The organism is Streptomyces sp. NPDC002536 (assembly GCF_053594995.1).
The window spans coordinates 1-25,640 of sequence record NZ_JBSFWU010000072.1 but is presented as its reverse complement, the minus strand read 5'-3'; the positions used below and the strand labels follow the sequence as shown (position 1 = coordinate 25,640).

Genomic DNA, 25,640 nt, shown 5'->3' with positions numbered 1-25,640 from the left:
CGCACCCGCAGTCGACGTCCCGGGGCTTCGCCCCGAACCCCTGGGGTGGTGCGTCGGCTGCAGGCCGTCGGTGGCTGGTCGCGCAGTTCCCCGCGCCCGTTACGGGGCGCCGCCGCTCAGGCGGCCTGCTCCAACTCCGCCAGCAGACCGGCCCGTACGGCCTCCATGTCTGTGCCGAGCCTGACCAGCAGCGCAGCGGCCCCCTTGTCCTCCGGGTCGAGGATCCCGAGCAACACGTGCTGGGTGCCGATGACCTTGTCCTTGCGGGCCTTTGCCTCCCGCAGCGAACGTTCCAGCGCCTTCTTCGCACGGGGCGTGAACGGGATGTGCCCCTTCGGCGCGCTCTTCGCGCGGTCCAGCGCTCCGGGGCCGAACACCTCCTCGGCCCTGTCCCGTACGGCATCGAGGTCGATGCCGATCGCGCCGAGCGCGGCCGCGTCCTCCTCGTCGAGCCCGCCCGCCCCGGCCGGCGTGAGCGCGGCCCGGCACGCCGCGGGCGTCAAGCCGAGCCGCTCCAGCGTGGCCGCACCGGGCGCTCCGGTGCGGGAGGCGACGCCGAGCAGCAGGTGCTCGCTGCCGATCCACGAGTGGTGCAGCATGCGCGCCTCCTCCTGCGCGAGGACGACGACGGTGCGGGCTTCTTTGGTGAACCGTTCGAACATGCCTACCTCCTGGCGTGTTTCTTGTGCACTGCCTGCCTGCTGACTCCCAGGGCGGCCCCGATCTCCTCCCAGGACCAGCCCTGTGTGCGCGCGTTGTCGACCTGCAAGGCCTCCAGCCGCTCGACGAGCCGCCGCAGCGCGGCGACGGCGCGCAGCCCCACGCGGGGGTCTGCGTTCATGGCTGCCTCGGTGGTGCCGAGCGCGTCCTTCGCATCCGTTCCGGCCATGGTGTCAATGTAGGTTGACGACCCGCGGCGTGTCAATGTTCGTTGACAGTGGGTGCGGGGTGCGATGTCGGCTTTGTGGATGTGTCGACTTTCAGGTGGCGTCATCACTCCCGTGGAGTCGTTTTGTATGCCTGCGCATCCCCTGTCGGGGTGATGCGCCGGTGGCATCCGGGCCAAGGCCCGGGCCCGTCTCGGCAGGGCGTTCCCGGCGGTGTGGTCCTGTGCCACTCGGGGGTCCCCGAGGGTGAAAGGAGAGACATGTCGCTATTTCGAGAACGAACGGCGACGTCGATGCCGGGACGTGGCGCGGTCATGACGGGGGTGGTGTTCGCGCTGTGCGCATCGGCGGGCGGGGCCGCGTTCGGCCTCGCCGGCGGCAACGAGCAGGACGGGGTGCCCGGGAAGGTGGTCTCCCGTACGGGCCAGCACGTGCGCAGCGAGCCCACGACGACCTCGCGGATCGTCGGTACGCGCGCGTCCGGCGAGCGGGTCCTCATCGCCTGCAAGGTCGTCGGCGAGGTGGTGTCCGGGGACCGCTACTGGTACCAACTCGCCGATCGCGCCGGGTGGATGAGTGCGCACTACGTGCAGAACTACGGGGAGGTGTCGCTGTGCGGGGGCGGGCCGGGCGGTTCGCAGGGGGGTAAGGGCGATGCCGGATCCGCCGGTTCGAAGGGGCCTGCCGGTTCGAAGGGTGACAAGGGCGACAAGGGTGGCCCGGGTCCTGCGGGACCGGCCGGGCCGATAGGGCCTGTTGGCCCCGCGGGGCCGAAGGGGGACAAGGGGGAGAGGGGGGAGAGAGGCGATGCAGGGGGGCCGGGAGGTTCGCCCGGGCCCAAGGGGGACAGGGGTGACAAGGGTGAACCGGGGCCTGCCGGGCCGACGGGGCCTGCGGGCCCGAAGGGAGACAAGGGGGATCAAGCTGCCCCCGGAGGTCCGGGGCCGCAGGGGCCTGCTGGGCCCAAGGGCGACCCGGGTGCGGTCGGCTCGAAGGGCGACAAGGGCGACCCCGGGGCCGTGGGTCCAGCGGGACCTGCCGGGCCGCAGGGGCTCGTTGGCCCGAAGGGGGACAGGGGCGAGGTGGGTCCTGCAGGACCAGCGGGACCTGTGGGAGCGGTAGGCCCTGCGGGACCGAAGGGGGATCCGGGCGTCGCGGGACCTGCGGGCCCGGCCGGTCCGGTCGGCCCCGCCGGCTCTCTCGGTCCCGTGGGCCCCAAGGGCGACCCGGGCGACCCGGGCGTCGCGGGACCTGTGGGTCCCGCCGGTCCTGTCGGTCCCGCAGGCCCGGTAGGCCCTCTCGGCCCCATGGGCCCGAAGGGTGACCCGGGCGTCGTAGGCCCTGTGGGTCCCGCCGGTCCTGTCGGTCCCCTGGGCCCGGTAGGACCGGTAGGCCCGGTAGGACCGAAGGGCGACACCGGCCTCACTGGCCCCATGGGTCCCACCGGCCCCCTCGGTCAGCAGGGTCCTGTCGGCCCGCAAGGGCCCGTCGGGCCACAAGGGGCCAAGGGGGACAAGGGCGAGCCGGGTGTCACGGGTCCTGCAGGTCCGGTGGGGGCTGTTGGGCCGGCGGGGCCCGGGGGACCGGCCGGTCCCACCGGGCCATCCGGGTCAGCGGGGCCCACAGGTCCCATCGGTCCCGCCGGGCCCAGGGGTGACAGGGGAGAGCAAGGGCCCACGGGTCCTGTGGGTGTTCAGGGGCCCATGGGCCCTGCCGGTCCCGCAGGCCCCGTGGGGGCTGCCGGGCCGCAAGGGCCCGCAGGGGCCAACGGACTCACCGGTCCCATGGGACCGAAGGGCGACAGGGGGGACGTCGGGCCGATGGGCCCGACCGGTCCGGTAGGCCCCCTCGGCCCGCAGGGGCTCGTCGGCCCCGCCGGTCCTGCCGGTCCGAGCGGCCCCACCGGCCCCCTGGGCCCGACCGGACTCACCGGCCCCGTAGGCCCTCCCGGCCCCCTCGGTCCGGTCGGCCCCGCCGGGCCTGCCGGACCGCAAGGGCCTGCAGGGCCTGCCGGTCCCGTCGGCCCTCCCGGTCCCGCGGGCGGATCCGGCGGCGGCGCACGGCCGTTGCTGGTCCAGCAGGAGTTCACCGTCCCGGGCACGGCCGCCCGCGGCCCGGCGCCCGCGGGGCAGCGCATCGTGCTGAAGAGCCCGCCCTGCCCTGCGGATTCACGGATCGTCAGCGGCGGATATTTCCAGGTCGGCAGCTGGGACGGCACCCTGCAGAAGATCGACTCCTATCCCAGCTTCGAGGAGAACCTCTACCTGGTGGGGGTGAACAACACGAGCCCGACTGCCGTCACGCTGAGGGTCTACGGGGTCTGTCTGCCCACGTGACCGCAGGGCGGGTCAGGTGGGAGAACCACCGGGCCCGCCCTGTGCCGCGTCCGACGGGCCCCTTACGGGGCGAAGGTTTGCCGTACACGCTCCAGTACCTCCGGCAGCGCGCTCCCGATCGGCTCCCGCACCAGTTCGTCGGCCCGTTCGTCGTAGGGGGTCGGCTCCGCGTTCACGATGACCAGCCGCGCCCCGTGGTCGGCCGCCAGGCCCACGAGGGAGGCCGCCGGGTGCACCGTCAGGCTCGTACCGACGGCGATGAAGACGTCGCACGCCTTGGTCACGGCCACCGCCTTGCCCAGCACCACCGGGTCCAGGCCCTCGCCGAACATCACCGTCGCCGACTTCAGGATGCCGCCGCACGCCGTGCAGGCGGGGTCCGGATCACCCGCCTCCACCCGGGCCAGCGCCTCCGCCATGTCCGAGCGGGCCTTGCAGTGTGTGCACTGCACCGCCCGTGCGGTGCCGTGCAGTTCGAGCACCTTGCGCTCCGGCATACCCGCCGCCTGGTGCAGTCCGTCGACGTTCTGCGTGATGACGCGCACCGGGGTGCCGGACCGTTCCAGCCGGACGACGGCCTCGTGCGCGGCGTTCGGGCGGGCGTGCCGCGCCGGGGACGAGAGCCGCATCTGCCAGGAGCGCCGCCGGAGGGCGGGGTCGGACATGTAATACGCGTACGTGACGAGCTTCTCGGCCTCGGGGTCGCGGCGCCACAGCCCGTCGGGGCCGCGGTAGTCGGGGATCCCGGAGTCGGTGGAGATCCCGGCCCCGCTGAGGATGGCCACCAGAGGGCGGGTGCCCGGACGTGTGCTCTCGCCGCTGCTCATGGCGCGAGGGTAGGCGGGCCGCGGGGCGCCCGGCGAGATCTTTTTGCGGTGCCCGGCGCTTCCGCCGGCGCCGCGGATCTATGGATGTGTCGACATATTCGGTTCGCGGCGCCGGTCACCTGCGTGGAGTCGTTCTGTATGTCCGTAGGTCCCTCGGGTGGGTGATGAGAGAGCGGCATCCGGACCAGGAATCGGACCCGTCTCGCAGCTGTATTACGACAAATATGTTCCTGTGCCACTTCAGAGTCTCTGTGAGTGGAAGGGGCGACATGTCGCTTTTTAAGACTCGGGCCGCGTTCTTTGTGACAGGGCGCGGAGCCGCTGCCATGGGGGTGACGCTCGCCCTGTGTGCCACGGCGGGCGGGGCCGCGTTCGCCATCGCGGGGGACGGGCACAGCAGCAGGGTGCCCGGCATGGTGGTCTCCCGTACGGGACAGTACGTGCGCAACGGGTCGACGACCACCTCGAAGGTCATCGACAGCCGTGGGCCGGGGGACGGGGTCCTCATCTCCTGCAAGCTCCAGGGCGAGACCGTGCAGGGTGACCGCTACTGGTACCGGCTCGCCGAGAACCACAACGGCTGGATGAGCGCGCACTACGTGAAGAGCTACGGGGTGGTGCCGCTCTGCCGCGCGGGCGGCGTCGCCGGAGGGGCCTACAAGGGGCCCGGAGGCAAGGGTCAGGGGCACGGGAAACCCGCCGGTCCCGCGAAACCCGCGGGAGCCGTGAAACCCTCCGGGCCCGTGAAGCCCGGCGGTCCTCCCCGGCCCCTCGCCCCGAAGGGGAACGGCGGCCCCGTCGCCCCCTCCCGGCCACCCAAGGGCAATCCCGCGGCGCCGGTGAAACCCGCCGCGCCCCCGCGGCCGAGCGCGCCCGTGTCGCCCGCCGTGCCGAAGAGCGACCAGGGCAGACCGCCGGGCACCGCCCCGATGGCGCCCTCCAGGCCCCCAAAACGGTGAGCGGCATCCCGTAGGACCCGTACCCCCCTGAGGAACTGCCGGTGGCCCGTCAGCAATGGCGGGCCACCGGCCTTTTGCTGCTGCGGGTCCGCGTCCCGGAATATCGTTCGAACTGGCGATCCGTCACCCGTATCGTTCCCGGTCGAACGTCCGACGCACGAGAAGGCAGTGGCCAGGTGAAGCGCAACGGTTGGGCCGACGAGGGGTTCGGGCCCGTCGCGGACGAGTTCTCCCGCAACTTCGACGAATTCGGGGAACTCGGCGCGGCCGTCTCCCTGTTCGTGGGCGGGCGCAAGGTCGTGGACCTGTGGGGCGGCATCGCGGACGAGCGGGACGGCAGGGCCTGGGAGGCCGGCACGGCCGCCCCGGTGTTCTCCACTGCAAAGGGCATCGTGACCGTCTGCGCCCTGCTGCTCGCCCAGGAGGGCCGCCTCGACCTCGACGCCCCGATGGCCTCGTACTGGCCGGAGTTCGCGCAGCGCGGCAAGGAGGCGATCACGCTGCGCATGGTCCTCGCGCACCGCGCCGGACTGCCCGTCATCGACCTGACACCGACCTTCGCCGAGATCATGCAGTGGGATCCGGTCGTCCGGGCCCTGGAGGTGCAGGAGCCCTACTGGGAGCCGGGCACCGCGTACGAGTACCACGGCCACACCCTCGGCTGGCTCGCCGGCGAGGCGATCCGGCGCGTCACCGGCCTCACACCGGGCGCCTACTTCCGCAAGGCGATAGCGGACGACCTGGGCCTGCGCACCTGGATCGGCGTGCCGCAGGAGGAGGTCCCCCGCCTGGCCCGGCTCACCGAGGCCGAGGGCCGGCCCGGGCTGCCGGGCCCCGACTCGATCTTCTACCGGATCCTCACGATGAACGGCGAGTTCGTCTTCCCCGGCATCGACGACCCGCGCGGCTGGAACTCTCCCGCGATGCTGACCGCCGAGGTCCCCGCGACGGGCGCGGTCTCGTCGGCGAGCGGCCTGGCGGCGCTGTACGCGGCGGTGGCGACCGGCGTGGACGGCCGGCCGCGCCTGCTGTCGCGCGAGACCGTCACCGATGCGTTGCGGGAGCAAACGGCCGGTGCGTCGTGGGGCGGTCTGCCGGACATGGGTGCCCGCTGGGGCACCGGCTTCAAGCTCGACGCGCCGGGCCTGCTCCCGCTGCTCGGCGCGCGCAGCTTCGGCCACGACGGTTCGGGCGGCCCGGTGGCCTTCGGCGACGACGAGTTCGGCGTCGGGTTCGCCTACGTGCCGAACCGCATGATCGGCTACGGGGACCCGCGCGCCGAGCGGCTGTTGGCGGCGGTCCGGGGGTGCGTGAAGGGCTGAGCGGCTTCTGCCGTGCACAGGGCGCTGCCCGGGTGTTCCGCACGCCCGGGCATCCGCCTGTGCGCCGCAACCTACGGGGAGACGGAAGCGGTACCTCCGCCCACACTCGTACCGCCAACCCGAAGGAGGCGCATGATGCACGGCATACGCATGCACATCACCCGTCGGCTCAAGGGACACGCCAGGCGGCTGTCCACGTGGGCCGGTTCCGTCGCCCTGCTCGCGGCGGCAGTCGTCGCCGGGCCGGCCGCCGTCCCGGCCCGGGCGGCCCAGGGGGACCTGGACTGCGCGGCGCAGTTCACGATGACCATGAGCCCGGCACTCAAGCCGGGTGGAAGCGTGAACGTCAACGTCGCGGCGTCGATGGACAGTTGCAAGTCGGCCAACGGCACCTACGCACGGCTGCAGTCGGCCACGGCCACGGCGAGCGGTACGGCCACCTCCAGCAGTACGGGCAAGGGCCCGTGCGGTGTGCTGTTCACCGCGCAGGGCACCGGCACGATCACCTGGTCCGACAACTCCACCAGCACGATCCAGTTCACGGTGAACACCGATCCCACCAACGGGACCGTCACCTTCCACTGCGTCATCACCGGCGGCACGTTGAAGAACGACGGGGACACGGTGGTGCCCGTCGTCTCGGGCGCCCAGTGCAGCCCGGGCGGGCTGCAGTCGATGAGCGCGCACATGGCGGTCGACTTCGCCTGAGCGCGGGCGCGACGTCCGGCGGAGGGGGGGCTAGCCCTTGCCCCCCTCCGCGTCGTCCCCCCGCTCCCGCGCGCTCTTCGCCACGCGCCGCAGCCGCGGGTGCCGCACCGGGCCCGTCTCCGTGACGGCCTCGCCGACCATCGTGCGCAGCGCGTCGCCCAGGCCGTGCAGCGCGTGGTGCCGGGCCGGGCCCGCGCCCGGGTCCTCGCGGAGTTCGCTCAGCAGGGACCAGCACAGGGCCAGCATCACCAGGACGAACGGCAACGCCACGAGGATCGTCGCCGACTGGAGCGAGCCCAGCCCGCCGGCCACCAGGAGCACCGCCGCCACCGCGGCCATCAGCACGCCCCACGTCACCACCAGCCACGTCCGCGGGTGGAGCGCGCCCCGGCTGGACAGCGAACCCATCACCAGGGATGCGGAGTCCGCACTCGTGATGAAGTACGTCATCACCAGAACCATCGCCAGCCACGACACCACCGTCGACAGCGGCAGCGTGTCCAGGAGCGCGAACAGCGAGGCCTCCGCGCCCTCTTTGACCGTTCCCGCCATGTCGGCCGCACCGGTCATGTCCAGCCGCAGGGCGCTGCCGCCCATCACGCAGAACCACACCACCGTCGCGCCGCTGGGCACCAGCAGCACGCCGATCAGGAACTCGCGGATCGTCCGGCCGCGGGAGATACGGGCGATGAAGGTGCCGACGAACGGGGCCCACGACAGCCACCAGGCCCAGTAGAAGACCGTCCACGCGCCGAGCCACTTCGAGTCCGTGAAGGCGCCGGTGCGCGTGGCCAGCGTCAGCAGGTCGTGGAGGTAGCCGCCTGCCGCGGCCGGAATCGTGTTGAGGACGAAGACCGTCGGGCCGACCACGAAGACGAACAGCATCAGGCAGGCGGCCAGCACGATGTTGAGCGTGCTGAGCCACTTCACGCCCTTGTGCAGGCCCGAGAAGGCGGAGAGCACGAAGGCCGCCGACAGGACGGCGATGATGACGAGCTCCAGCGACCGGGAGTCCTGGACGCCCGTGGTGATGTTGAGGCCCTTGGACACCTGGAGGGCCCCCAGGCCCAGGCTTGTCGCCGTGCCGAAGACCGTGGCGAAGACGGCCAGCAGATCGATCACCCGGCCCGGCCAGCCGTCCGCCCGCTCCTCGCCGAGCAGCGGGGCGAACGCCGCGCTCAGGCGGTTGCTCCGGCCCTTGCGGAACCCGGCGTAGGCCAGGGCCAGGCCGGACATCCCGTAGATGGCCCACGGGTGCAGGGTCCAGTGGAAGAACGAGTACTCCAGCGCCGTCCGGGCCGCCGCGGGGGAGCCCGCGGTCACCCCGCTGCCCGGCGGTGGGGAGACGAAGTGCTGCAGCGGCTCGCCGACCCCGTAGAACATCAGGCCGATGCCCATCCCCGCGCTGAACATCATCGCGATCCAGGCGAGGTTGCCGAACTCGGGCTGGTCGTCGTCCTTCCCGAGCCGGATCCGGCCGAACCGGCTGAAGGCGATGACCACGCACAGCGCGAGGAAGACGTCGGCGGCGATCACGAACAGCCAGGCGAAGTTGTTCAGCACCCAGCTCAGGGCCGTCCCCGACACCCGGTCGAAGGAGTGCTTGCCGAGAGCCGCCCAGGCGACCACCGCCAGGACGGCGAGACCGCCGATGGCGACCAGCGGCCGGTCCGGGGGGCCCGCCTGGGGATCGTGTACGTCGGTGCTCATGACGCCCCACTATGGCCGGGAAGCGGCCGATTGCCCGGCCTGGCACGCCGCGGCGCCCCCCGGGGGTGTCCGGCGGGTCTTCGTCACGCGGCACCATGACGCCCCTTACGGGGCGTCGGTTCCCGCCGATAGGGTCACTGCGGCGCGACGGACGGAGGGTGGCGGAGCGATGCGTGTGCTGATCGCCTCGGACAAGTTCAAGGGCTCGCTGACGGCCGTCGAGGTCGCCGAGCACGTCGGTGCCGGGCTGCGGAGGGCCGTGCCGGGAACCGAGATCGTCCCGCTGCCCGTCGCGGACGGGGGCGACGGGACGGTCGACGCGGCCGTCGCCGCCGGCTTCGAGCGGCGCGAGGTGCCGGTCACCGGCCCGGCGGGCCGGCCGGTCCGGGCGGCGTACGCCTTCCGGCGCGCGGACGGCACCGCCGTGGTGGAGATGGCCGAGGCGTCCGGACTGCGGTACGGGGCCGGGGCGCCGCTGACGGCCACGACGCACGGGACGGGCGAGCTGGTGCGGGCCGCGCTCGACGCGGGGGCGCGGACCGTCGTCCTCGGCGTGGGCGGCAGCGCCACCACCGACGGCGGCGCCGGGATGCTCACGGCCCTCGGTGCGCGGTTCCTGGACGCGGGGGGACGTCCCGTCGGGCCCGGGGGCGCGGGGCTTGCCGGTCTTGCCCGCGCCGATCTGTCGGGCCTCGATCCGCGGCTGCGCGGGACGGCGGTCGTGCTCGCGAGCGATGTCGACAATCCGCTGACCGGGCCGCGGGGCGCAGCTGTGGTGTACGGGCCGCAGAAGGGGGCCTCGCCCGAGGACGTGGCCGTGCTGGACGCGGCTCTCGCGCACTTTGCGACGGTGCTGGACCCGGCCCTCGCCGACGCGCCCGGCGCCGGGGCCGCGGGCGGTGTCGGGTACGGGGCGCTGGTGGGGCTGGGCGCGACGTTCCGTCCCGGGATCGAGGTCATGCTCGACGTGCTGGGCTTCGAGCGGGCCGTGGCCGGCTGCCGCCTGGTGATCACGGGGGAGGGGTCGCTGGACGGCCAGACCCTCCACGGCAAGGCGCCGGTGGGGGTTGCCAGGGCCGCCCGTGCGTGCGGGGTGGATGTGGTCGCCGTGTGCGGGCGGCTCGCCGTTGCGCCTGCGGCGCTGGCTGCGGCGGGGATCTCACGTGCGTACGCGCTGATGGATCTGGAGCCGGATCCTGAGCGGTGCATGGCCCACGCGGGCCCGTTGCTGGAGCGTGCGGCCGAGTCCCTCGCGCGGGACGTCCTGAGCTGACCTCAGAGCCTCTCCCGCCCACCCGCCCGATTGCCCTGAACCGTTCCGGTGCTGTCGACCGCTGCGGTCGTGTTCCGGGTAGCAGACCGGCCTCGCGCCCGGGGAAACGCGATGGGGCCCGAGCAGAGTCGCTCGGGCCCCATCAAAGCGCGCGGCACGCGTTACGGCAGCTGCGCTGCCCGCGCCTCGCGGCGGTTGTCGCGGAACGTGTTCACCCGGCGTGCCGTGGCGAACAGCGGAATGACCGCACCCAGGACGACCTGCAGCGCGCACCCCGTCTGCATCAGCAGCTCGCCGCCCGGGGCCTCGAAGGCCCAGGCCGCCAGCAGGCCCATGCTGAGGACGATCCAGCTGAGCATCGCCACCGCAAGCCGGCCCCGCGGCTTGGGGTACTCGACCCGGCTCACCATCAGCCACGCCACACCCACGATGGCGAGCAGCGTCGGCACGAAGGGGAGCTCCAGCAGCACGATGGAGACCACCGTCAGCGCCCCGAAGGGGCTCGGCATGCCCCGGAAGATGCCGTCCCGCATCGGCACGCACGAGAAGCGGGCGAGCCGCAGCACCACGGCCAGCAGCACCACGATCGCCGCCACGGCCGAGACGCGCTGCATCGCGTCGTCGGCGACCATGCCCCAGACGACCACGAAGTACGCGGGCGCCAGGCCGAAGCTGATCAGGTCGGAGAGGTTGTCCAGCTCCGCGCCCATCGCCGAGGCGCGCAGCTTGCGTGCCACGAGCCCGTCGAAGAGGTCGAAGACCGACGCGAGCAGCATCAGCATCACCGCGGTCGCCGCGCTGTGCCGGGACATGCCGCCGTCCTCGTTGCCCGTCAGGTGCGGGATGAGGACGCCGGTGGTGGTGAAGTACACCGCCATGAACCCGCAGATCGCGTTGCCCAGGGTGAGGGTGTCCGCTATCGACAGCCGGGTCGACAGCGGCATGTCGTCCGTGCCGTCGGGGTCCAGGGGGTCCGCCTCCGGGACCCAGGCGGCCTGTGTGTCGGGATCAATCACGGTCAAGGCGGGTCACTCCTGCCGTGGTGGCCTGACCGACCTCGACCGCGACCTCGACGCCCTCGGGGAGGTAGATGTCGACGCGTGAGCCGAAGCGGATCAGGCCGATGCGGTCGCCCTGCTCCACCTTGGTGTCCGCGGTGACGTAGGGCACGATGCGACGGGCTACGGCGCCGGCGATCTGCACCATCTCGATGTCGCCGAGCTCGGTGTCGAAGTGCCAGACGACGCGCTCGTTGTTCTCGCTCTCCTTGTTGAACGCCGGAACGAAACCGCCGGGGATGTGCTCGACGGACGTCACCGTGCCGGCCAGCGGCGCGCGGTTGACGTGGACGTTCAGCGGGCTCATGAAGATGGCGACGCGGGTGCGTCCGTCCTTCCACGGCATGATGCTCTGCACCACGCCGTCGGCGGGCGAGATGACCCGGCCCCGGGTGATCTCGCGTTCCGGGTCGCGGAAGAACCACAGCATGCCCGCCGCGAGCGCGGTGGCGGGCACGGCCAGCGCCGCCCAGCGCCCGGAGCGGCGGGCCCGGGTGAGGCTGACCGCGGCCGTGGCGACGGTCGGGAGGAGCCACGGCGATGCTCCGCGCGCGAGGCGTACGCCGGCGAGGCTGTCTCGATGTGCAGAGGAAGAGCTGTGGGGCATGGGTGACCTTCGTAGCGGAGGGTGCCGCGTAATGATCGGGGGACGGCGGCTTTCCGGGGATGTTATCGGTTGCGGGCGGCAACTGGCCAAGCGCCAGGGCCAGTCACTGGCCGGACAACGATGACGGGGTGTGATCTTCTTCTCTGCTATATCGCCTCTTACCGGACATTCAACCCTGGATCCGGTACTCCTCGAGTAGCCGGCGCCCAATGATCATTTTCTGGATCTCGGCGGTACCTTCACCGATGAGCAGCATCGGCGCCTCGCGGTAGAGGCGCTCGATCTCGTACTCCTTGGAGAAGCCGTAGCCGCCGTGGATGCGGAAGGAGTCCTCGACGACCTCCTTGCAGTACTCGGAGGCCAGATATTTGGCCATTCCGGCCTCCAGGTCGTTGCGCTGACCCGAGTCCTTCTTCCGCGCCGCATTCACCATCATGGCATGGGCCGCCTCGACCTTTGTAGCCATTTCGGCCAGTTTGAACTGGATGGCCTGGTGTTGCGCGATGGGCTTTCCGAAGGTTTGACGCTGCTGTGCGTAGGAGACGCCCAGTTCGAAGGCACGCTGTGCGACGCCGCAGCCACGCGCCGCGACGTTGACGCGGCCCACCTCGACGCCGTCCATCATGTGGTAGAAGCCACGTCCGGTGACCCCGCCGAGCACGCGATCGGCCGGAACCCGCAGGCCGTCCATGATCAGTTCGGTGGTGTCGACGCCCTTGTAACCCATTTTATCGATCTTGCCGGGGATGGTCAGGCCCGGCTTGACCTGTCCGAATCCCGGCTCCTTCTCGATGAGGAAGGTCGTCATCGACTTGTGCGGAGCCGTCCCCTCGGGATGGCCCTCGTCGGTCCGGCACAGCACCGCGACGAGAGTCGACGAGCCGCCGTTCGTCAGCCACATCTTCTGGCCGTTCAGGACGAACTCGTCGCCGTCGCGCACCCCCTTGGATGTGATCGCCGACACATCGGAGCCCAGGCCCGGCTCCGACATGGAGAAGGCGCCCCGCACCTCGCCCGTGGCCATGCGCGGCAGGAAGTGGTCCTTCTGCTCCTGCGTGCCGTGCTGCTTGAGCATGTAGGCGACGATGAAGTGCGTGTTGACGATGCCCGACACGCTCATCCAGCCGCGGGAGAGCTCCTCCACGCACAGCGCATATGTGAGAAGGGACTCACCGAGGCCGCCGTACTCCTCCGGGATCATCAGCCCGAACAGGCCGAGTTCCTTGAGGCCCTCCACGATCCGCGTCGGGTACTCGTCGCGGTGCTCCAGGCCGGTGGCGACCGGGAGGATCTCCTTGTCGACGAAATCGCGGACGGTGGCGAGGATTTCCCGCTGGACGTCCGTCAGGCCGTCGGTCTGCGCCAGGCGCCCCATGTCACTTCTCCCGGACGATCGGCTCGGGGCGGCCGGGCTGTTCCCCGCCGCGCTTGTCGGTGTACTCGGCGGTGGGGACCATCACCTTGCGCCGGAAGACGCAGACGACGGTGCCGTCCTGCTTGTAGCCGCGGGTCTCCACGTGCACGATGCCGCGGTCGCTCTTGGACTTCGACGGCGTCTTGTCCAGCACGGTCGTCTCGCCGTAGATCGTGTCGCCGTGGAAGGTCGGCGCGATGTGCTTGAGCGACTCCACCTCGAGGTTGGCGATCGCCTTGCCCGAGACGTCCGGCACGGACATGCCCAGCAGAAGTGAGTAGATGTAATTGCCTACCACCACATTCTTGCCGAAATCGGTGGTCTTCTCGGCATAGTTGCTGTCCATGTGCAACGGGTGATGATTCATCGTGAGCAGACAGAACAGGTGGTCGTCGTATTCGGTGACGGTCTTTCCCGGCCAGTGCTTGTAGACGTCCCCGACGGTGAACTCTTCGTAGGTACGGCCGAACTGCATCGCCCTCACGCCTCCGGGATCTCGAACTTGGACGTGCGGGTCATGCCGGCCGCCCGGCCCTTGCCGGCGACGACCAGGGCCATCTTGCGGCTCGCCTCGTCGATCATCTCGTCGCCGAGCATCGCCGAGCCCTTCTTGCCGCCCGCCTCGGAGGTGCAGTAGTCGTAGGCGTCCAGGATCAGCTCGGCGTGGTCGTAGTCCTCCTGCGAGGGCGAGAAGACCTCGTTGGCCGCCTCCACCTGGCCCGGGTGCAGCACCCACTTGCCGTCGAAGCCCAGCGCGGCGGCGCGGCGGGCGACCTCCTTGTAGCCCTCGACGTTGCGGATCTGCAGGTACGGGCCGTCGATCGCCTGCAGGTCGTGCGCACGGGCCGCCATCAGGATCCGCATGAGGATGTAGTGGTAGGCGTCCGCCGGGTAGCCGGGCGGCTGTTCGCCGACCACGAGCGACTTCATGTTGATCGAGGCCATGAAATCCGCCGGGCCGAAGACGATCGTCTCCAGGCGCGGTGAGGCGGCGGCGATGTCGTCGACGTTCACCAGGCCCTTGGCGTTCTCGATCTGCGCCTCGATGCCGATGCGGCCCTGCTCGAAGCCCATGGTCCGCTCGATCTGCGTCAGCAGCAGGTCCAGGGCGACGACCTGCTGGGCGTCCTGCACCTTGGGCAGCATGATGCAGTCGAGGTTGGGGCCCGCGCCCTCGACGACCGTGATGACGTCGCGGTACGTCCACTGCGTGGTCCAGTCGTTGACCCGCACCACGCGCGTCTTGCCCGACCAGTCGCCGGTGTTGAGCGCGTCGACGATGGTGTGCCGCGCGCCCTCCTTGGCCAGCGGTGCGCAGGCGTCCTCCAGGTCGAGGAAGACCATGTCCGCGGGGAGGCCCTGGGCCTTCTCCAGGAAGCGCGGGTTGCTGCCCGGGACGGCGAGGCAGGAGCGGCGCGGGCGCAGCCGGTTGACGGGGGCAGGCGTGGAAGACGCGGTCATGCGGAAACCTCCAGAGGGTCGAGCCGGTTTGCTGTACGGATCTCGTCGACGATACGGCCGATGATCTCCGTGATCCCGAAGTCCTTCGGGGTGAAGACCGCTGCGACGCCGGCCGCCCGCAGGGCGGTGGCATCGGCGGACGGGATGATGCCACCGACGATCACGGGCATGTCCTCCGCCCCCGCGCGCCGCAGCCGGGCCAGGACGTCCGGGACGAGCTCGGCGTGCGAGCCGGAGAGGATCGACAGGCCCACGCAGTGGACGTCCTCCGCGACGGCCGCCGAGACGATCTGTTCCGGGGTGAGCCGGATGCCCTGGTAGACCACCTCGAACCCGGCGTCGCGGGCCCGTACGGCGATCTGCTCGGCCCCGTTGGAGTGGCCGTCCAGGCCGGGCTTGCCGACCAGCAGGCGCAGCTTGCCGCAGCCCAGGTCGGCGGCCGTGCGCGAGACCTTCTCGCGGACGGCGGCCAGCGGGGTGCCGGCCTCGGCGGCCACGGCCACGGGGGCGCCGCCGACGCCCGTGGGCGCCCGGTACTCGCCGAAGACGTCCCGCAGGGCCCAGGACCACTCGCCGGTCGTCACGCCCGCGCGGACGCACTCCAGGGTGGCCGCCATCAGATTGCCGTCCCCGGCCGCGGTCTTCTTCAGGGCCGACAGGGACTCCTGGGCGCGCACCTCGTCGCGGTCGTCGCGCCAGGAGTGCAGGGCGGCCACGACGCGGGCCTCGTTCGCCGGGTCGACGGTCATGATGGCGGTGTCGAGATCGGCGGTGAGCGGGTTGGGCTCGGTCGTCTCGAAGCAGTTGACGCCGATGATCTTCTCCTCGCCCGCCTCGATCCGGGCGCGCCGCTCGGCGTGCGAGGAGACCAGCTGGGACTTCAGGTAGCCGGACTCCACGGCCGCCAGCGCCCCGCCCATCTCCTGGATGCGCGCGATCTCGGCCGTGCACTGCTCGACGAGGGCGTCGACCTTGGCCTCGATCACGTGCGAGCCGGCGAAGATGTCGTCGTACTCCAGCAGGTCGCTCTCGTGCGCCAGCACCTGCTGGATGCGCAGCGACCACTGCTGGTCCCAGGGGCGCGGCAGCCCCAAGGCCTCGTTCCAGGCGGGCAGTTGGACGGCGCGGGCGCGGGCGTCCTTGGAGAGGGTGACGGCCAGCATCTCCAGGACGATGCGCTGGACGTTGTTCTCCGGCTGTGCCTCGGTCAGGCCGAGGGAGTTGACCTGCACGCCGTAGCGGAAGCGGCGCTGCTTGGGGTTCCCGATGCCGTAGCGCTCACGGGTGACCGTGTCCCAGATACGGGCGAACGCCCGCATCTTGCACATCTCCTCGATGAACCGGACGCCTGCGTTGACGAAGAACGAGATGCGGGCGACGACCTCGCCCCTGCGCTCCTCGGGAACCTGGCCGGAGGCGAACACGGCGTCCAGCACGGCGATCGCCGTGGACATCGCGTACGCGATCTCCTGCACCGGCGTGGCCCCCGCCTCCTGCAGGTGGTAGCTGCAGATGTTGATCGGGTTCCACTTCGGGATGCGGTTCACCGTGTAGGTGATCAGGTCCGTCGTCAGGCGCAGGGACGGTCCCGGCGGGAAGACGTGCGTCCCGCGCGAGAGGTACTCCTTGACGATGTCGTTCTGCGTCGTCCCCTGCAACTGCGTGATGTCGGCGCCCTGTTCCTCCGCGACCACCTGGTACATCGCCAGCAGCCACATGGCGGTGGCGTTGATGGTCATGGAGGTGTTCATCTGCTCCAGGGGGATGTCCCGGAACAGCCGCCGCATGTCCCCGAGATGGGCGACCGGGACCCCGACCCGGCCCACCTCGCCGCGGGCGAGCACGTGGTCGGGGTCGTAGCCGGTCTGCGTCGGGAGGTCGAACGCGACCGAGAGGCCGGTCTGGCCCTTGGCGAGATTGCGCCGGTAGAGCTCGTTGGACGCCTCGGCGGTGGAGTGGCCGGCGTACGTCCGCATCAGCCACGGACGATCCTTCTGACGCTCAGTCATATCGCTGGTCTCACACGTTCCGGAAGCGGTTGATGGCGTCGAGGTGCTGCGCCCGCATCTCCGCGTCGCGCACACCCATGCCCTCCTCGGGCGCCAGGCACAGCACGCCGACCTTGCCCTGGTGCAGGTTGCGGTGCACGTCGTAGGCGGCCTGCCCGGTCTCGGCCATGGTGTAGGTCTTCGACAGCGTCGGGTGGATCTTCCCCTTGGCGATCAGGCGGTTGGCCTCCCACGCCTCGCGGTAGTTGGCGAAGTGGGAGCCGATGATGCGCTTCAGCGACATCCACAGGTAGCGGTTGTCGTACTGGTGGTTGTAGCCCGAGGTCGAGGCGCAGGTGACGATCGTGCCGCCCTTGCGCGTGACGTACACGGACGCGCCGAAGGTCTCGCGGCCCGGGTGCTCGAAGACGATGTCCACGTCCTCGCCGCCGGTGAGTTCGCGGATGCGCTTGCCGAACCGCTTCCACTCCCGCGGGTCCTGGTGGTGCTCGTCCTTCCAGAACCGGTAGCCCTCCGCGCTGCGGTCGATGATCGCCTCGGCGCCCATCCGGCGGCAGATCTCCGCCTTCTGCTCGCTGGAGACCACACAGATGGGGTTGGCGCCGCCGGCGAGCGCGAACTGCGTTGCGTACGAGCCGAGTCCGCCGCTCGCGCCCCAGATCAGCACGTTGTCGCCCTGCTTCATCCCGGCGCCGTTGCGGGAGACCAGCTGCCGGTACGCGGTGGAGTTGACCAGGCCGGGGGCGGCGGCCTCCTCCCAGCTGAGGTGGGCCGGCTTGGGCATCAGCTGGTTGGACTTCACCAGGGCGATCTCGGCGAGCCCGCCGAAGTTGGTCTCGAAGCCCCAGATGCGCTGCTCGGGGTCGAGCATGGTGTCGTTGTGCCCGTCGGCGGACTCCAGTTCGACGGAGAGACAGTGGGCGACCACCTCGTCGCCGGGCTTCCAGGCGTTGACGCCGGGGCCGGTGCGCAGCACCACGCCCGCCAGGTCGGAGCCGATGACGTGGTACGGCAGGTCGTGCCGTTTGCCGAGCGGGGAGAGCTTTCCGTAGCGCTCCAGGAAGGCGAAGGTGGAGACGGGCTCGAAGATCGAGGTCCACACGGAGTTGTAGTTCACCGAGCTGGCCATGACGGCCACGAGCGCCTCGCCGGGCCCGAGTTCGGGCACCGGCACCTCCTCGACGTGGAGCGACTTGCGCGGATCCTTCTCCCGGGAGGGGAGTCCGGCGAACATCTCCGCTTCGTCCTTGTGCACGGTGACCGCGCGGTACGACTCGGGGACGGGCAGCGAGGCGAAGTCCTCGCTGGACGTGTCTGACGCGAGGATCGCGTCGAGTATCTGGTTCACGGTGGGCCTCCGGCGAAGCACGTCTACGAACGGCTCGAGGGAACGTCGGGGGTGGTGCAGAGGCGGTGCCGTCGGTTCGGCGGGGTGGTGCTCGGCGAGCGCTGGTGGCGCAACTGATGCCTGTGACGCAGGCGTCCGGGCGCACAAGGTGCTTGTGGGGACAGCCGGCACACGACGTTGGTGTCTGCGTGCCGGCCGCCCGGACACCGCCAAGGTATGGCACCGGGTGCCACTCGACAAGACACTCGGTGCCAAGAATTTCTCTCAGATGTCATCTGGAGGGCGCGAATGAGCAACAAGGGCCGCCCCATTGGGGCGGCCCTTGTGTCGATATGGGTGGTATCGCGCCCCGTAAGGGGCGCGGGGAACTGCGCGACCAGCCACAGCCGGCCTGCAGTCGCTCAAACCTCCTTGAGCGCCCTCTCGATCGTGCGCATGACCTCACCGAGCGGCGCATCGGTACGCGCCACAGTCACCAGCACCTGCCCCTCGGCCCGCACCGACGCGGCAGGCGTCGAGTCCCGCCCCGCCCCGATCCCGGTACCGAACGTCTCCCGCACGATCGCGAACGCGTGGTCGAGCTGCGCCTCCAGATCGCCCTCCCCGCCGCCGCGCAGCCAGCGCCGCAGCACGTGGTTGTGCGCGGTGACCACCGCCGAGGCGGCGACCTCGGCGAGCAGCGGGTCGTCGCCCGTGTGGTGGGCGCTCTCGTCGAAGTGGCCCAGCAGATAGCGGGTGAACAGCCGCTCGTAGCGGGCCACCGAGGCGATCTCGCGCTCGCGCAGCGCCGGTACCTCGCGCGTCAGCCGGTAGCGCTCGACGGAGACGGCCGGGGAGGCCGCGTACATCCGCATGACCTCCTTGATCCCCCGGCAGACGGTGTCCAGCGGGTTCTCGTGCGGGGGAGCGGCCTCCAGCACGTCGGCGGCCCGCACGAGGGTGTCGTCGTGGTCGGGGAAGATGGCCTCTTCCTTGGAGCGGAAGTGGCGGAAGAAGGTGCGGCGGGCGACCCCGGCCGCGGCCGCGATCTCGTCGACCGTCGTCGCCTCGTAGCCCTTGGTCGCGAACAACTCCATGGCGGCCGTTGCGAGTCGGCGGCGCATGGTGAGCCGCTGGGCTGCGGCACGGCGGGAGCCGGCGCCCAGGGAGCTCGCGCTGCGCGGCGCCCGGGCACTCGCGGGCGCGGCGGGTTCGGATACGGCGGCGCTCCGGGAGGCGCGGGTGCCGTGGGCGGACTTGGCGGGCTGGGACATGTGGGGAACGTAACACGCGTCCGAGTGGGCGTGCCGGGGCGGACCGCCCGTGGGCTCCAGCAGCCCGCCCCAGCCGGCGTCCGGGTCAGGCCTTCGCATACTCGCGGAAGCCGCGGCCGGTCTTGCGCCCCAGGCGCCCCGCCGCCACCAGGTGTTCCAGCAGCGACGCGGGCGCGAGCCCGGGGTCGCGGAACTCGCGGTGCAGGACCTTCTCGATGGCCAGCGAGACGTCCAGCCCCACCACGTCGAGGAGTTCGAACGGCCCCATCGGGTATCCGCCGCCGAGCTTCATCGCCGCGTCGATCTGGTCCAGCGACGCGTAGTTCTCCTGCACCATCTTCACCGCGTTGTTGAGGTACGGGAACAGCAGCGCGTTGACGATGAACCCGGCGCGGTCCCCGCAGTCCACCGCGTGCTTGCCGACCCCGGCGCACACGTCGCGCACGGTGGCGTGCACCTCGTCGGACGTGAGCACCGTCCGCACCACCTCGACCAGCTTCATCGCGGGCGCGGGGTTGAAGAAGTGCATGCCGATCACGTCCTGCGGGCGCGAGGTCGCGCGGGCGCAGGCCACCACGGGCAGCGAGGACGTGGTCGTGGCCAGCACCGCCCCCGGCTTGCAGATCTTGTCGAGCGCCGCGAACAGCTGCTGCTTGACCTGCAGGTCCTCCGCCACCGCCTCGACCGCCAGGTCGACGTCCGCGAGCGCGTCGAGCGAGCCCGCCGTGGCGACCGCCGCCAGCGCCGCCGTCCGCTGCTCCGCGGTGATCCGGCCCTTCTCCACCGAGCGGGCCAGGGACTTGGCGATGCGCGCCTTGGCCGCCTCCGCCTTCTCCGGGGTGCGTGCCACGAGCACCACCTCGTAGCCCTTCTTGGCGAACACCTCGGCGATCCCGCTCGCCATCGTCCCCGACCCCGCGACGCCGACGCTCCGCACGCCGCGTCCGCCCGCCGCGCCCTGCGTCCCGCCGGGGCTCTCCGCATCCGCGACGACCACGGCGGAGCCGGGGGCCTCGTAGGTGTAGAAGCCGCGGCCCGCCTTGCGGCCGGTCAGCCCCGCCTCCGACAACTGGCCCAGGATCGGGGCGGGCGCGTGCAGCCGGTCGTGCGAGGCGGCGTACATGGCCTCCAGGACCGTGCGGGCGGTGTCGATGCCGATCAGGTCCAGCAGGGCGAGCGGTCCCATGGGCAGTCCGCAGCCCAGCCGCATCGCCGCGTCGATGTCCTCGCGGCCGGCATAGCGCGCCTCGTACATCGCGGCCGCCTGGTTGAGGTAGCCGAACAGCAGCCCGTCGGCGACGAATCCGGGGCGGTCGCCGATCGCGACCGGCTCCTTGCCCAGCTCGCGGGCGAGCGCGGTGACGGCGGCGACGGCGCCGGGCGCGGTGAGCACCGAGGAGACGACCTCGACCAGCTTCATGGCCGGCGCGGGGTTGAAGAAGTGCAGGCCCAGGACGCGTTCGGGGCGGGCGGAGTCGGCGGCCAGCCGGGTCACCGACAGCGCGTTGGTGCCGGTGGCCAGGATGGTGTCCGGGCGCACCACGGCGTCGAGGGCGGTGAACACCTCGTGTTTGAGGGCGTAGTTCTCGGGCACGACCTCGATCACCAGATCCGCGCCGGCGGCGTCCCGCAGCTCGCAGGAGGTGCGGAAGCGGGCCAGGGCGGCCCGGCGCTCGTCCTCGGTGATCCGCCCGCGCTCCACCGCACGGGCGGTCGCGGCCTGGAGCGCGGCGGCGGCCCGGGCGGCGGCCGCCTCGCTGACGTCGATGCCCACGACGGTCCGGCCGGCGCAGGTGAGCACCTCGGCGATGCCGGTGCCCATGGTGCCGAGGCCGACCACGGCGACGGTCGGGAACGGGGGGAGGGGGGACGGATCGGGACGGGACGGTCGGTCCATCACGGACTCCAAGGGAAGCCCCCGTCTGCGGACACGGGGGAGACGGCGGCCGGCGGGCCCCGCACGGGGCGCGGCGACTGAGGAAAACCGCGGACGGGTAACGGGTAAAGGGGGTCCGCGGAACGGGAGTTGCTGGCGGCGGGCCCTGTCCCGGGGCCTGCCGTACTGCCGAACCGACGTCAATGCAGGGGCGGCTGCGTCACCAGGCCGCCCGAGCGGTGGGGGCACCTCCCAGCGGTAGCTGGGGGAGTAGCCCGCTCTTGCCGGGAGATTAACTCACGGGTAACCAAGAGCACCAGGGGCTGTGCGCGCGACTTACGATGTGGTCCAGGCCACTCGGGGAGGAGAGCGGGAAATGGAAGAGGAATTCCGCGCGCTGCTGAAGCGGGTACGGGCCGAACTGGTCTCCCCTGCCGAGTTCTCGGCGTACGAACAGCTCCTCGCGCTCGTCCGCACCGACGGCCGCGCGGCGCGCGACGAGCTGGCGCACGTCCTCGTCGCCCCCGAACGGCCGCTGTGGGCACGGGAGATCGCCGCCTTCGCCCTCGGCTCCCAGGGCGACCGCCGGGCCTTCGAGACGCTGGTCCTCCTCCTCAACTACCGCGAGCCGGTGCGCTGCGCGACGGCCGCGCGCGTCCTGGCCCGGCTGCGCGACCCGCGCACCGCGAAGGCCGCGGCGGCCCTCGCCACCAATCCGCTGCGCACGGCGTACGCCCTGCACCCGGTGCGGCTGCTGACCGAGCTGCGGGCCCCCGAGTCGGTGCCCGCGCTCCTCTCCACGCTGGAGCGGCTGCTCGCGGCGCGCGACCACTGCTGGCCGGTCGCTCGCGCGTGCGTGGAGGGGCTGGGGGTGCTGGGCGACCGGCGCGCGGAGGCCACCTTGGTGGCCGCGCGCGAGCATGAGCGGTTGCGGCCCGCCGCGGTGGTCGCGCTGGCGCGCCTGGGGGGCCGGGCGCCGCGGTAGGGCTAGCGCCCGTAAGGGGCGCGGGGCTGTTTCGATGTGCGGCTCCGCCGCGTGGGCGCGACCAGCCACGACGCGCCCGCACCGGGCGCCCCGTAAGGGGCGCGGGGAACTGCGCGACCAGCCCCCACCGGCCTGCAGCCGACGCGCCATCCCAGGGGTCCGGGGCGAAGCCCCGAGCACATCGGCTGCGGGAGCGTCGTGGTTGCTCGCGCAGTTCCCCGCGCCCCTTACGGGGCGCCCCGGTGCCCCGCACCCGGATTTGGGCGGCTACCCGCAAGGGTGGTTGGCTGAGCCCACACCAAGTACGGAACGTCCGGAGGACAATGCCATGGGCCAGGTCGAGGCGACCACGGAGCGGATCATCGCGGCGAGCGCGGAGGACGTGTTCGACGCGCTGGCGGACTACAGCGGCGTCCGCCCCAAGCTGCTCCCCGAGCACTTCAGCGAGTACGAGGTGCGCGAGGGCGGCGACGGCGAGGGCACCCTGGTGCACTGGAAGCTCCAGGCCACCAGCAAGCGGGTCCGTGACTGCCTGCTGGAGGTCTCCGAGCCGTCCACCGGCCGTCTGGTGGAGAAGGACCGCAACTCCTCGATGGTGACGACCTGGACGGTCACCCCGGCCGGCGAGGGCCGCGCCAAGGCCGTGGTCCACACCGTCTGGAACGGGGCCGGCGGCATCGGCGGCTTCTTCGAGCGGACCTTCGCGCCGAAGGGCCTCTGCCGCATCTACGACGCCGTGCTCGCCCGCCTCGCGGCCGAGACCGAGGGCGGGCAGAGCGCCGGCTGAGCGCCTGCCGCACCCCCCGGCACCCGGGCCCGGACCGGAACTGGCCGTTCCGGGCTCACCGGTTCGAGTGGTTTTCCCGGCCGGGCTTCCCCCTTCCGACCGCCCCCGACCCCGCTCCGACCGGCGGAAAGTCCGTCTGTACGGCAATCTGGGGCGAATCGTCGCGCTTGCCCGCCCTTGCAGCTGAATGCGAGAAAAAGGCGGCAACGCAGGCGCGACGAAGGGGAGAAGTTACGTGGGCGGGTCCATCGTCGAGACCACCGTGGTGAAGGGCGAGCGCACACTCCCCCCGCCCCCGGCCGCAACCGTACCCGTCGACGGGGAGCCCCCGCCGGGTCCCGCGAGAGTCCGTGTGGTCTTCGCCGGGCTGATGCTCACGCTTCTCCTCGCCGCCCTCGACCAGACCATCGTCGCCACCGCCCTGCCCAAGATCGTCGGCGAACTGCACGGTCTCGGCAGGATGTCCTGGGCCGTCACGGCCTACCTCCTCACCTCCACGGTCGTCCTGCCGCTCTACGGCAAGTTCGGCGACATCTCCGGGCGCAAGACCGTCTTCGTCTTCGCCATCGTCGTCTTCGTCGCGGGCTCCGGCCTGGCCGGCTGGTCCCGCACGATGGAACAGCTCATCGCCTTCCGGGCGTTGCAGGGCGTCGGTGCCGGCGGGCTGCTGATCGGTGTGCAGGCCATCATCGCCGACATCGTCCCGGCCCGCGAGCGCGGCCGCTACATGGGCATGATCAGCGCCGCGTACGGACTGGCCTCCGTCGCGGGCCCGTTGCTCGGCGGCTTCTTCACCGACCACGCCTCCTGGCGCTGGTGCTTCTACGTCAACGTCCCCTTCGGGCTCGTCACGCTCGCCGTGGTCGGCGCCGCCCTCAAGCTGCCCCGGCCGCCGCGCCGGGCCCGCTTCGACGTCCTCGGCGCCCTGCTGCTGACGACGGCCTCCGTCTGCCTGGTGCTGCTGACCACGTGGGGCGGCACCGAGTACGCCTGGACCTCCCGCATGATCCTCGGACTCGGCGCGGGGGCGCTGGGCACGACGCTGCTGTTCGCCGTGGTCGAGCAGTTCGCGGCGGAGCCGATCATGCCGCCGCACCTGTTCCGCGACCCGGTGTTCACCGTCACCGCGCTCGTCGGGGCCGTCGTCGGCGTCGCGATGTTCGGCGCCGCCAGCTATCTGCCCAGCTTCCTGCAGATGGTCGACGGCGTCGGCGCGACCGCATCGGGCCTGCTGATGCTGCCCATGATGGGCGGCATCGTCGTCGCCTCGCTCCTCGCCGGCCACCTCATCAGCCGCACCGGTCACTACAAGCTGCTGCCCATCCTCGGCCTCGCCCTCTCCTCCGAGGGCATGTACCTGCTGTCCCACCTCGACACGAGCACCGGTCGGATCGTCTACAGCCTCTGGATGGCCATCCTCGGCGTCGGCATCGGCCTGTCCCTGCCCGTCCTCGTCCTCGCGGTGCAGAACTCCGTGCACCCGCAGGACCTCGGCACGGCCACCAGCGCCAACAACTACTTCCGGCAGATCGGGGGTTCGCTCGGCGCAGCCGTCTTCGGCACGCTCTTCGCCCACCGCCTCTCCGCCCGGCTCGTCACCGAACTCCCGCACCGTGCAGACCTCCCGGCCCCGGACTCCATCACCCCGCAGCTGGTGCACGCCCTGCCCGCACCCCTGCGCGACGGCTACGTCCGGGCCTACGCCGAGGCCATGCCGCGGATCTTCCTCTACCTCGTACCGGTGCTCATCGTGGGCTTCGTGCTCGCCTTCCTGCTGAAAGAGAAACCACTGGTGTCCCACCCCAACGCCCCCGAGGCCGCCATCCCGTCCGCGCGCACCGCATCCTTCATCGACCCGGTCACCCCGGCCCCGGCGCCGCCCCCGCTCGTCGCGGGCATCCCGGTGACGGGCGCCGTCCAGCACCTCGACGGCAGTACCGTGCCACGCGCCGCGATCACCCTCATCGACGTCCACGGACGCCAGATCGGCCGCGGCGCGAGCGGCGACGACGGGCGGTACGCCCTGAGCACCCCCGGCACCGGCTCGTACGTCCTCATCGCCGCGGCCGGCGGACACCAGCCGCAGGCCGTGACCGTGACGGTCGGCGAACGCCCCGTCGAACTGGACGTGGTCCTCGGCGGCGCCGGCCGCCTGGCCGGGACGGTGCGCACCGCCGACGGCTCGCCGGTGCGGGAGGCGCTCGTCACGCTGACGAACGTGCACGGCGAGGTCGTCGCCTCGACGCGGACCGGGCCCGAAGGGGGCTATGTCATCGGGGAGTTGATCGCCGGCGAGTACACGCTGGCGTCGAGCGCTCCGGCGTTCCGCCCGGCCGCGCTCCCGGTGACCGTCCAGTCCGCGCGCGAGACCCGCCAGGACATCGAGCTGGCGGGCGGCGCGGTCCTGCGCGGCACCGTCCGCGCGGGCGGCGGCCGCCTGGTGGAGGACGCGCGGGTGACGCTGCTGGACGCGGCGGGCAACGTGGTCGACTCGACGGTGACGGGCCCGGACGGCACGTTCCGCTTCGTGGACCTGTCGGCGGGCGAGTACACGGTCATCGCGGCCGGGTACCCGCCGGTGGCCACGGTGCTCCAGGTTGCCGGGGGCGGGCGGACGGAGCGGGATTTGATGCTGGGTCACGCGGACTGAGCCCCGTAAGGGGCGCGGGGCTGTTTCGATTTGCGGCTCCGCCGCGTGGGCGCGACCAGGCGCCCCGTAAGGGGCGCGGGGAACTGCGCGACAAGCCCCCACCGGCTCGCAGTCAACGCACCACCCCAGGGGTCCGGGGCGAAGCCCCGAGAACCTCGACTGCGGGCGCG

General features: G+C 71.8%; 21 protein-coding genes. 8 read left to right on the top strand and 13 right to left on the bottom strand.

Going from position 1 to position 25,640, the window contains the following annotated elements; genetic code table 11:
* Positions 1–116: 116 nt before the first annotated feature.
* Positions 117–662 carry a Clp protease N-terminal domain-containing protein gene (locus ACWD4B_RS24090; protein ID WP_451422687.1) on the bottom strand — a complete coding sequence of 182 codons (546 nt, stop codon included), beginning with the start codon at positions 660–662 and terminating at the stop codon, positions 117–119.
* A gap of 2 nt (positions 663–664) precedes the next feature.
* Entirely contained in the window at positions 665–889 is a 225-nt protein-coding gene (locus ACWD4B_RS24085; protein WP_336413936.1) for a hypothetical protein, read from the bottom strand.
* Positions 890–2,953: 2,064 nt separating this feature from the next.
* On the opposite strand from ACWD4B_RS24085, the gene ACWD4B_RS24080 reads away from it, so the two are divergent.
* Positions 2,954–3,223, top strand: a complete 270-nt coding sequence (locus ACWD4B_RS24080) for a hypothetical protein (protein ID WP_451422686.1) — start codon at positions 2,954–2,956, stop codon at positions 3,221–3,223.
* 62 nt (positions 3,224–3,285) lie between these two features.
* On the opposite strand, the gene ACWD4B_RS24075 is transcribed toward ACWD4B_RS24080, so the two are convergent.
* Positions 3,286–4,050, bottom strand: coding sequence for an SIR2 family NAD-dependent protein deacylase (locus ACWD4B_RS24075; RefSeq protein WP_451422685.1), 765 nt, complete (start codon positions 4,048–4,050; stop codon positions 3,286–3,288).
* Positions 4,051–4,376: 326 nt separating this feature from the next.
* Here ACWD4B_RS24075 and ACWD4B_RS24070 point away from each other — a divergent pair, with 326 nt between their 5' ends.
* The 3 genes from ACWD4B_RS24070 (at position 4,377) to ACWD4B_RS24060 (ending at position 7,039) form a co-directional block, all read left to right on the top strand.
* Complete coding sequence (locus ACWD4B_RS24070) at positions 4,377–5,009, top strand: hypothetical protein (RefSeq protein ID WP_451422684.1); 633 nt, start codon at positions 4,377–4,379, stop codon at positions 5,007–5,009.
* Positions 5,010–5,185: 176 nt separating this feature from the next.
* Positions 5,186–6,331, top strand: coding sequence for a serine hydrolase domain-containing protein (locus ACWD4B_RS24065; protein ID WP_451422683.1), 1,146 nt, complete (start codon positions 5,186–5,188; stop codon positions 6,329–6,331).
* A gap of 132 nt (positions 6,332–6,463) precedes the next feature.
* The gene (locus ACWD4B_RS24060) at positions 6,464–7,039 is read left to right on the top strand and encodes a hypothetical protein (RefSeq protein WP_451422682.1); all 576 of its coding nucleotides are present in this window, start codon (positions 6,464–6,466) and stop codon (positions 7,037–7,039) included.
* Between the two features lie 30 nt (positions 7,040–7,069).
* On the opposite strand, the gene ACWD4B_RS24055 is transcribed toward ACWD4B_RS24060, so the two are convergent.
* Entirely contained in the window at positions 7,070–8,749 is a 1,680-nt protein-coding gene (locus ACWD4B_RS24055; protein ID WP_451422681.1) for a BCCT family transporter, read from the bottom strand.
* A gap of 169 nt (positions 8,750–8,918) precedes the next feature.
* On the opposite strand from ACWD4B_RS24055, the gene ACWD4B_RS24050 reads away from it, so the two are divergent.
* Complete coding sequence (locus ACWD4B_RS24050) at positions 8,919–10,022, top strand: glycerate kinase (protein ID WP_451422680.1); 1,104 nt, start codon at positions 8,919–8,921, stop codon at positions 10,020–10,022.
* Between the two features lie 161 nt (positions 10,023–10,183).
* On the opposite strand, the gene pssA is transcribed toward ACWD4B_RS24050, so the two are convergent.
* The 9 genes from pssA to ACWD4B_RS24005 all read right to left on the bottom strand — a co-directional run bounded on the left by pssA (position 10,184) and on the right by ACWD4B_RS24005 (position 21,069).
* A complete protein-coding gene (gene pssA / locus ACWD4B_RS24045) occupies positions 10,184–11,044 on the bottom strand; it encodes a CDP-diacylglycerol--serine O-phosphatidyltransferase (RefSeq protein ID WP_336413944.1) in 861 nt (286 codons plus the stop codon).
* Positions 11,031–11,687 (bottom strand): phosphatidylserine decarboxylase, encoded by a 657-nt coding sequence (locus ACWD4B_RS24040; RefSeq protein WP_336413945.1) that lies wholly within the window; start codon positions 11,685–11,687, stop codon positions 11,031–11,033. Before ACWD4B_RS24040 ends, pssA begins: the two co-directional genes overlap by 14 nt.
* Positions 11,688–11,856: 169 nt before the next feature.
* Positions 11,857–13,062, bottom strand: coding sequence for an acyl-CoA dehydrogenase family protein (locus ACWD4B_RS24035; RefSeq protein WP_451422679.1), 1,206 nt, complete (start codon positions 13,060–13,062; stop codon positions 11,857–11,859).
* A 1-nt stretch (position 13,063) separates the two neighbouring features.
* Positions 13,064–13,576, bottom strand: a complete 513-nt coding sequence (locus tag ACWD4B_RS24030) for a MaoC family dehydratase (protein ID WP_451422678.1) — start codon at positions 13,574–13,576, stop codon at positions 13,064–13,066.
* A gap of 5 nt (positions 13,577–13,581) precedes the next feature.
* Positions 13,582–14,562 carry an HpcH/HpaI aldolase/citrate lyase family protein gene (locus ACWD4B_RS24025; RefSeq protein ID WP_451422677.1) on the bottom strand — a complete coding sequence of 327 codons (981 nt, stop codon included), beginning with the start codon at positions 14,560–14,562 and terminating at the stop codon, positions 13,582–13,584.
* On the bottom strand, positions 14,559–16,571 hold the full coding sequence (locus tag ACWD4B_RS24020) for a protein meaA (protein WP_451422676.1): 2,013 nt from the start codon (positions 16,569–16,571) through the stop codon (positions 14,559–14,561). The genes ACWD4B_RS24025 and ACWD4B_RS24020 overlap by 4 nt, the downstream gene beginning before the upstream one ends.
* Before the next feature lie 10 nt (positions 16,572–16,581).
* Positions 16,582–17,919: a crotonyl-CoA carboxylase/reductase gene (gene ccrA / locus ACWD4B_RS24015; RefSeq protein WP_451422675.1), complete on the bottom strand. Its 1,338-nt coding sequence runs from the start codon at positions 17,917–17,919 to the stop codon at positions 16,582–16,584.
* Between the two features lie 401 nt (positions 17,920–18,320).
* Positions 18,321–19,172 carry a TetR family transcriptional regulator gene (locus tag ACWD4B_RS24010; protein ID WP_451422674.1) on the bottom strand — a complete coding sequence of 284 codons (852 nt, stop codon included), beginning with the start codon at positions 19,170–19,172 and terminating at the stop codon, positions 18,321–18,323.
* Between the two features lie 85 nt (positions 19,173–19,257).
* Positions 19,258–21,069, bottom strand: a complete 1,812-nt coding sequence (locus ACWD4B_RS24005; RefSeq protein ID WP_451422673.1) for a 3-hydroxyacyl-CoA dehydrogenase family protein — start codon at positions 21,067–21,069, stop codon at positions 19,258–19,260.
* Positions 21,070–21,424: 355 nt separating this feature from the next.
* On the opposite strand from ACWD4B_RS24005, the gene ACWD4B_RS24000 reads away from it, so the two are divergent.
* The 3 genes from ACWD4B_RS24000 to ACWD4B_RS23990 all read left to right on the top strand — a co-directional run bounded on the left by ACWD4B_RS24000 (position 21,425) and on the right by ACWD4B_RS23990 (position 25,470).
* A complete protein-coding gene (locus ACWD4B_RS24000) occupies positions 21,425–22,033 on the top strand; it encodes a HEAT repeat domain-containing protein (RefSeq protein WP_390778093.1) in 609 nt (202 codons plus the stop codon).
* Positions 22,034–22,361: 328 nt separating this feature from the next.
* Positions 22,362–22,820, top strand: a complete 459-nt coding sequence (locus ACWD4B_RS23995; RefSeq protein ID WP_336413954.1) for an SRPBCC family protein — start codon at positions 22,362–22,364, stop codon at positions 22,818–22,820.
* Positions 22,821–23,055: 235 nt separating this feature from the next.
* Positions 23,056–25,470 carry an MFS transporter gene (locus ACWD4B_RS23990; protein ID WP_451422672.1) on the top strand — a complete coding sequence of 805 codons (2,415 nt, stop codon included), beginning with the start codon at positions 23,056–23,058 and terminating at the stop codon, positions 25,468–25,470.
* Positions 25,471–25,640: the final 170 nt, after the last annotated feature.

What these genes read in the sequence shown, in the direction of transcription:
- ACWD4B_RS24090 (WP_451422687.1), bottom strand. Translation starts at nt 662, where the DNA reads ATGTTCGAACGGTTCACCAAAGAAGCCCGCACCGTCGTCGTCCTCGCG.
- ACWD4B_RS24085 (WP_336413936.1), bottom strand. Translation starts at nt 889, where the DNA reads ATGGCCGGAACGGATGCGAAGGACGCGCTCGGCACCACCGAGGCAGCC.
- ACWD4B_RS24075 (WP_451422685.1), bottom strand. Translation starts at nt 4,050, where the DNA reads ATGAGCAGCGGCGAGAGCACACGTCCGGGCACCCGCCCTCTGGTGGCC.
- ACWD4B_RS24070 (WP_451422684.1), top strand. Translation starts at nt 4,377, where the DNA reads ATGGGGGTGACGCTCGCCCTGTGTGCCACGGCGGGCGGGGCCGCGTTC.
- ACWD4B_RS24060 (WP_451422682.1), top strand. Translation starts at nt 6,464, where the DNA reads ATGATGCACGGCATACGCATGCACATCACCCGTCGGCTCAAGGGACAC.
- ACWD4B_RS24055 (WP_451422681.1), bottom strand. Translation starts at nt 8,749, where the DNA reads ATGAGCACCGACGTACACGATCCCCAGGCGGGCCCCCCGGACCGGCCG.
- ACWD4B_RS24050 (WP_451422680.1), top strand. Translation starts at nt 8,919, where the DNA reads ATGCGTGTGCTGATCGCCTCGGACAAGTTCAAGGGCTCGCTGACGGCC.
- ACWD4B_RS24040 (WP_336413945.1), bottom strand. Translation starts at nt 11,687, where the DNA reads ATGCCCCACAGCTCTTCCTCTGCACATCGAGACAGCCTCGCCGGCGTA.
- ACWD4B_RS24035 (WP_451422679.1), bottom strand. Translation starts at nt 13,062, where the DNA reads ATGGGGCGCCTGGCGCAGACCGACGGCCTGACGGACGTCCAGCGGGAA.
- ACWD4B_RS24030 (WP_451422678.1), bottom strand. Translation starts at nt 13,576, where the DNA reads ATGCAGTTCGGCCGTACCTACGAAGAGTTCACCGTCGGGGACGTCTAC.
- ACWD4B_RS24025 (WP_451422677.1), bottom strand. Translation starts at nt 14,562, where the DNA reads ATGACCGCGTCTTCCACGCCTGCCCCCGTCAACCGGCTGCGCCCGCGC.
- ACWD4B_RS24020 (WP_451422676.1), bottom strand. Translation starts at nt 16,571, where the DNA reads ATGACTGAGCGTCAGAAGGATCGTCCGTGGCTGATGCGGACGTACGCC.
- ACWD4B_RS24010 (WP_451422674.1), bottom strand. Translation starts at nt 19,172, where the DNA reads ATGTCCCAGCCCGCCAAGTCCGCCCACGGCACCCGCGCCTCCCGGAGC.
- ACWD4B_RS24005 (WP_451422673.1), bottom strand. Translation starts at nt 21,069, where the DNA reads ATGGACCGACCGTCCCGTCCCGATCCGTCCCCCCTCCCCCCGTTCCCG.
- ACWD4B_RS24000 (WP_390778093.1), top strand. Translation starts at nt 21,425, where the DNA reads ATGGAAGAGGAATTCCGCGCGCTGCTGAAGCGGGTACGGGCCGAACTG.
- ACWD4B_RS23995 (WP_336413954.1), top strand. Translation starts at nt 22,362, where the DNA reads ATGGGCCAGGTCGAGGCGACCACGGAGCGGATCATCGCGGCGAGCGCG.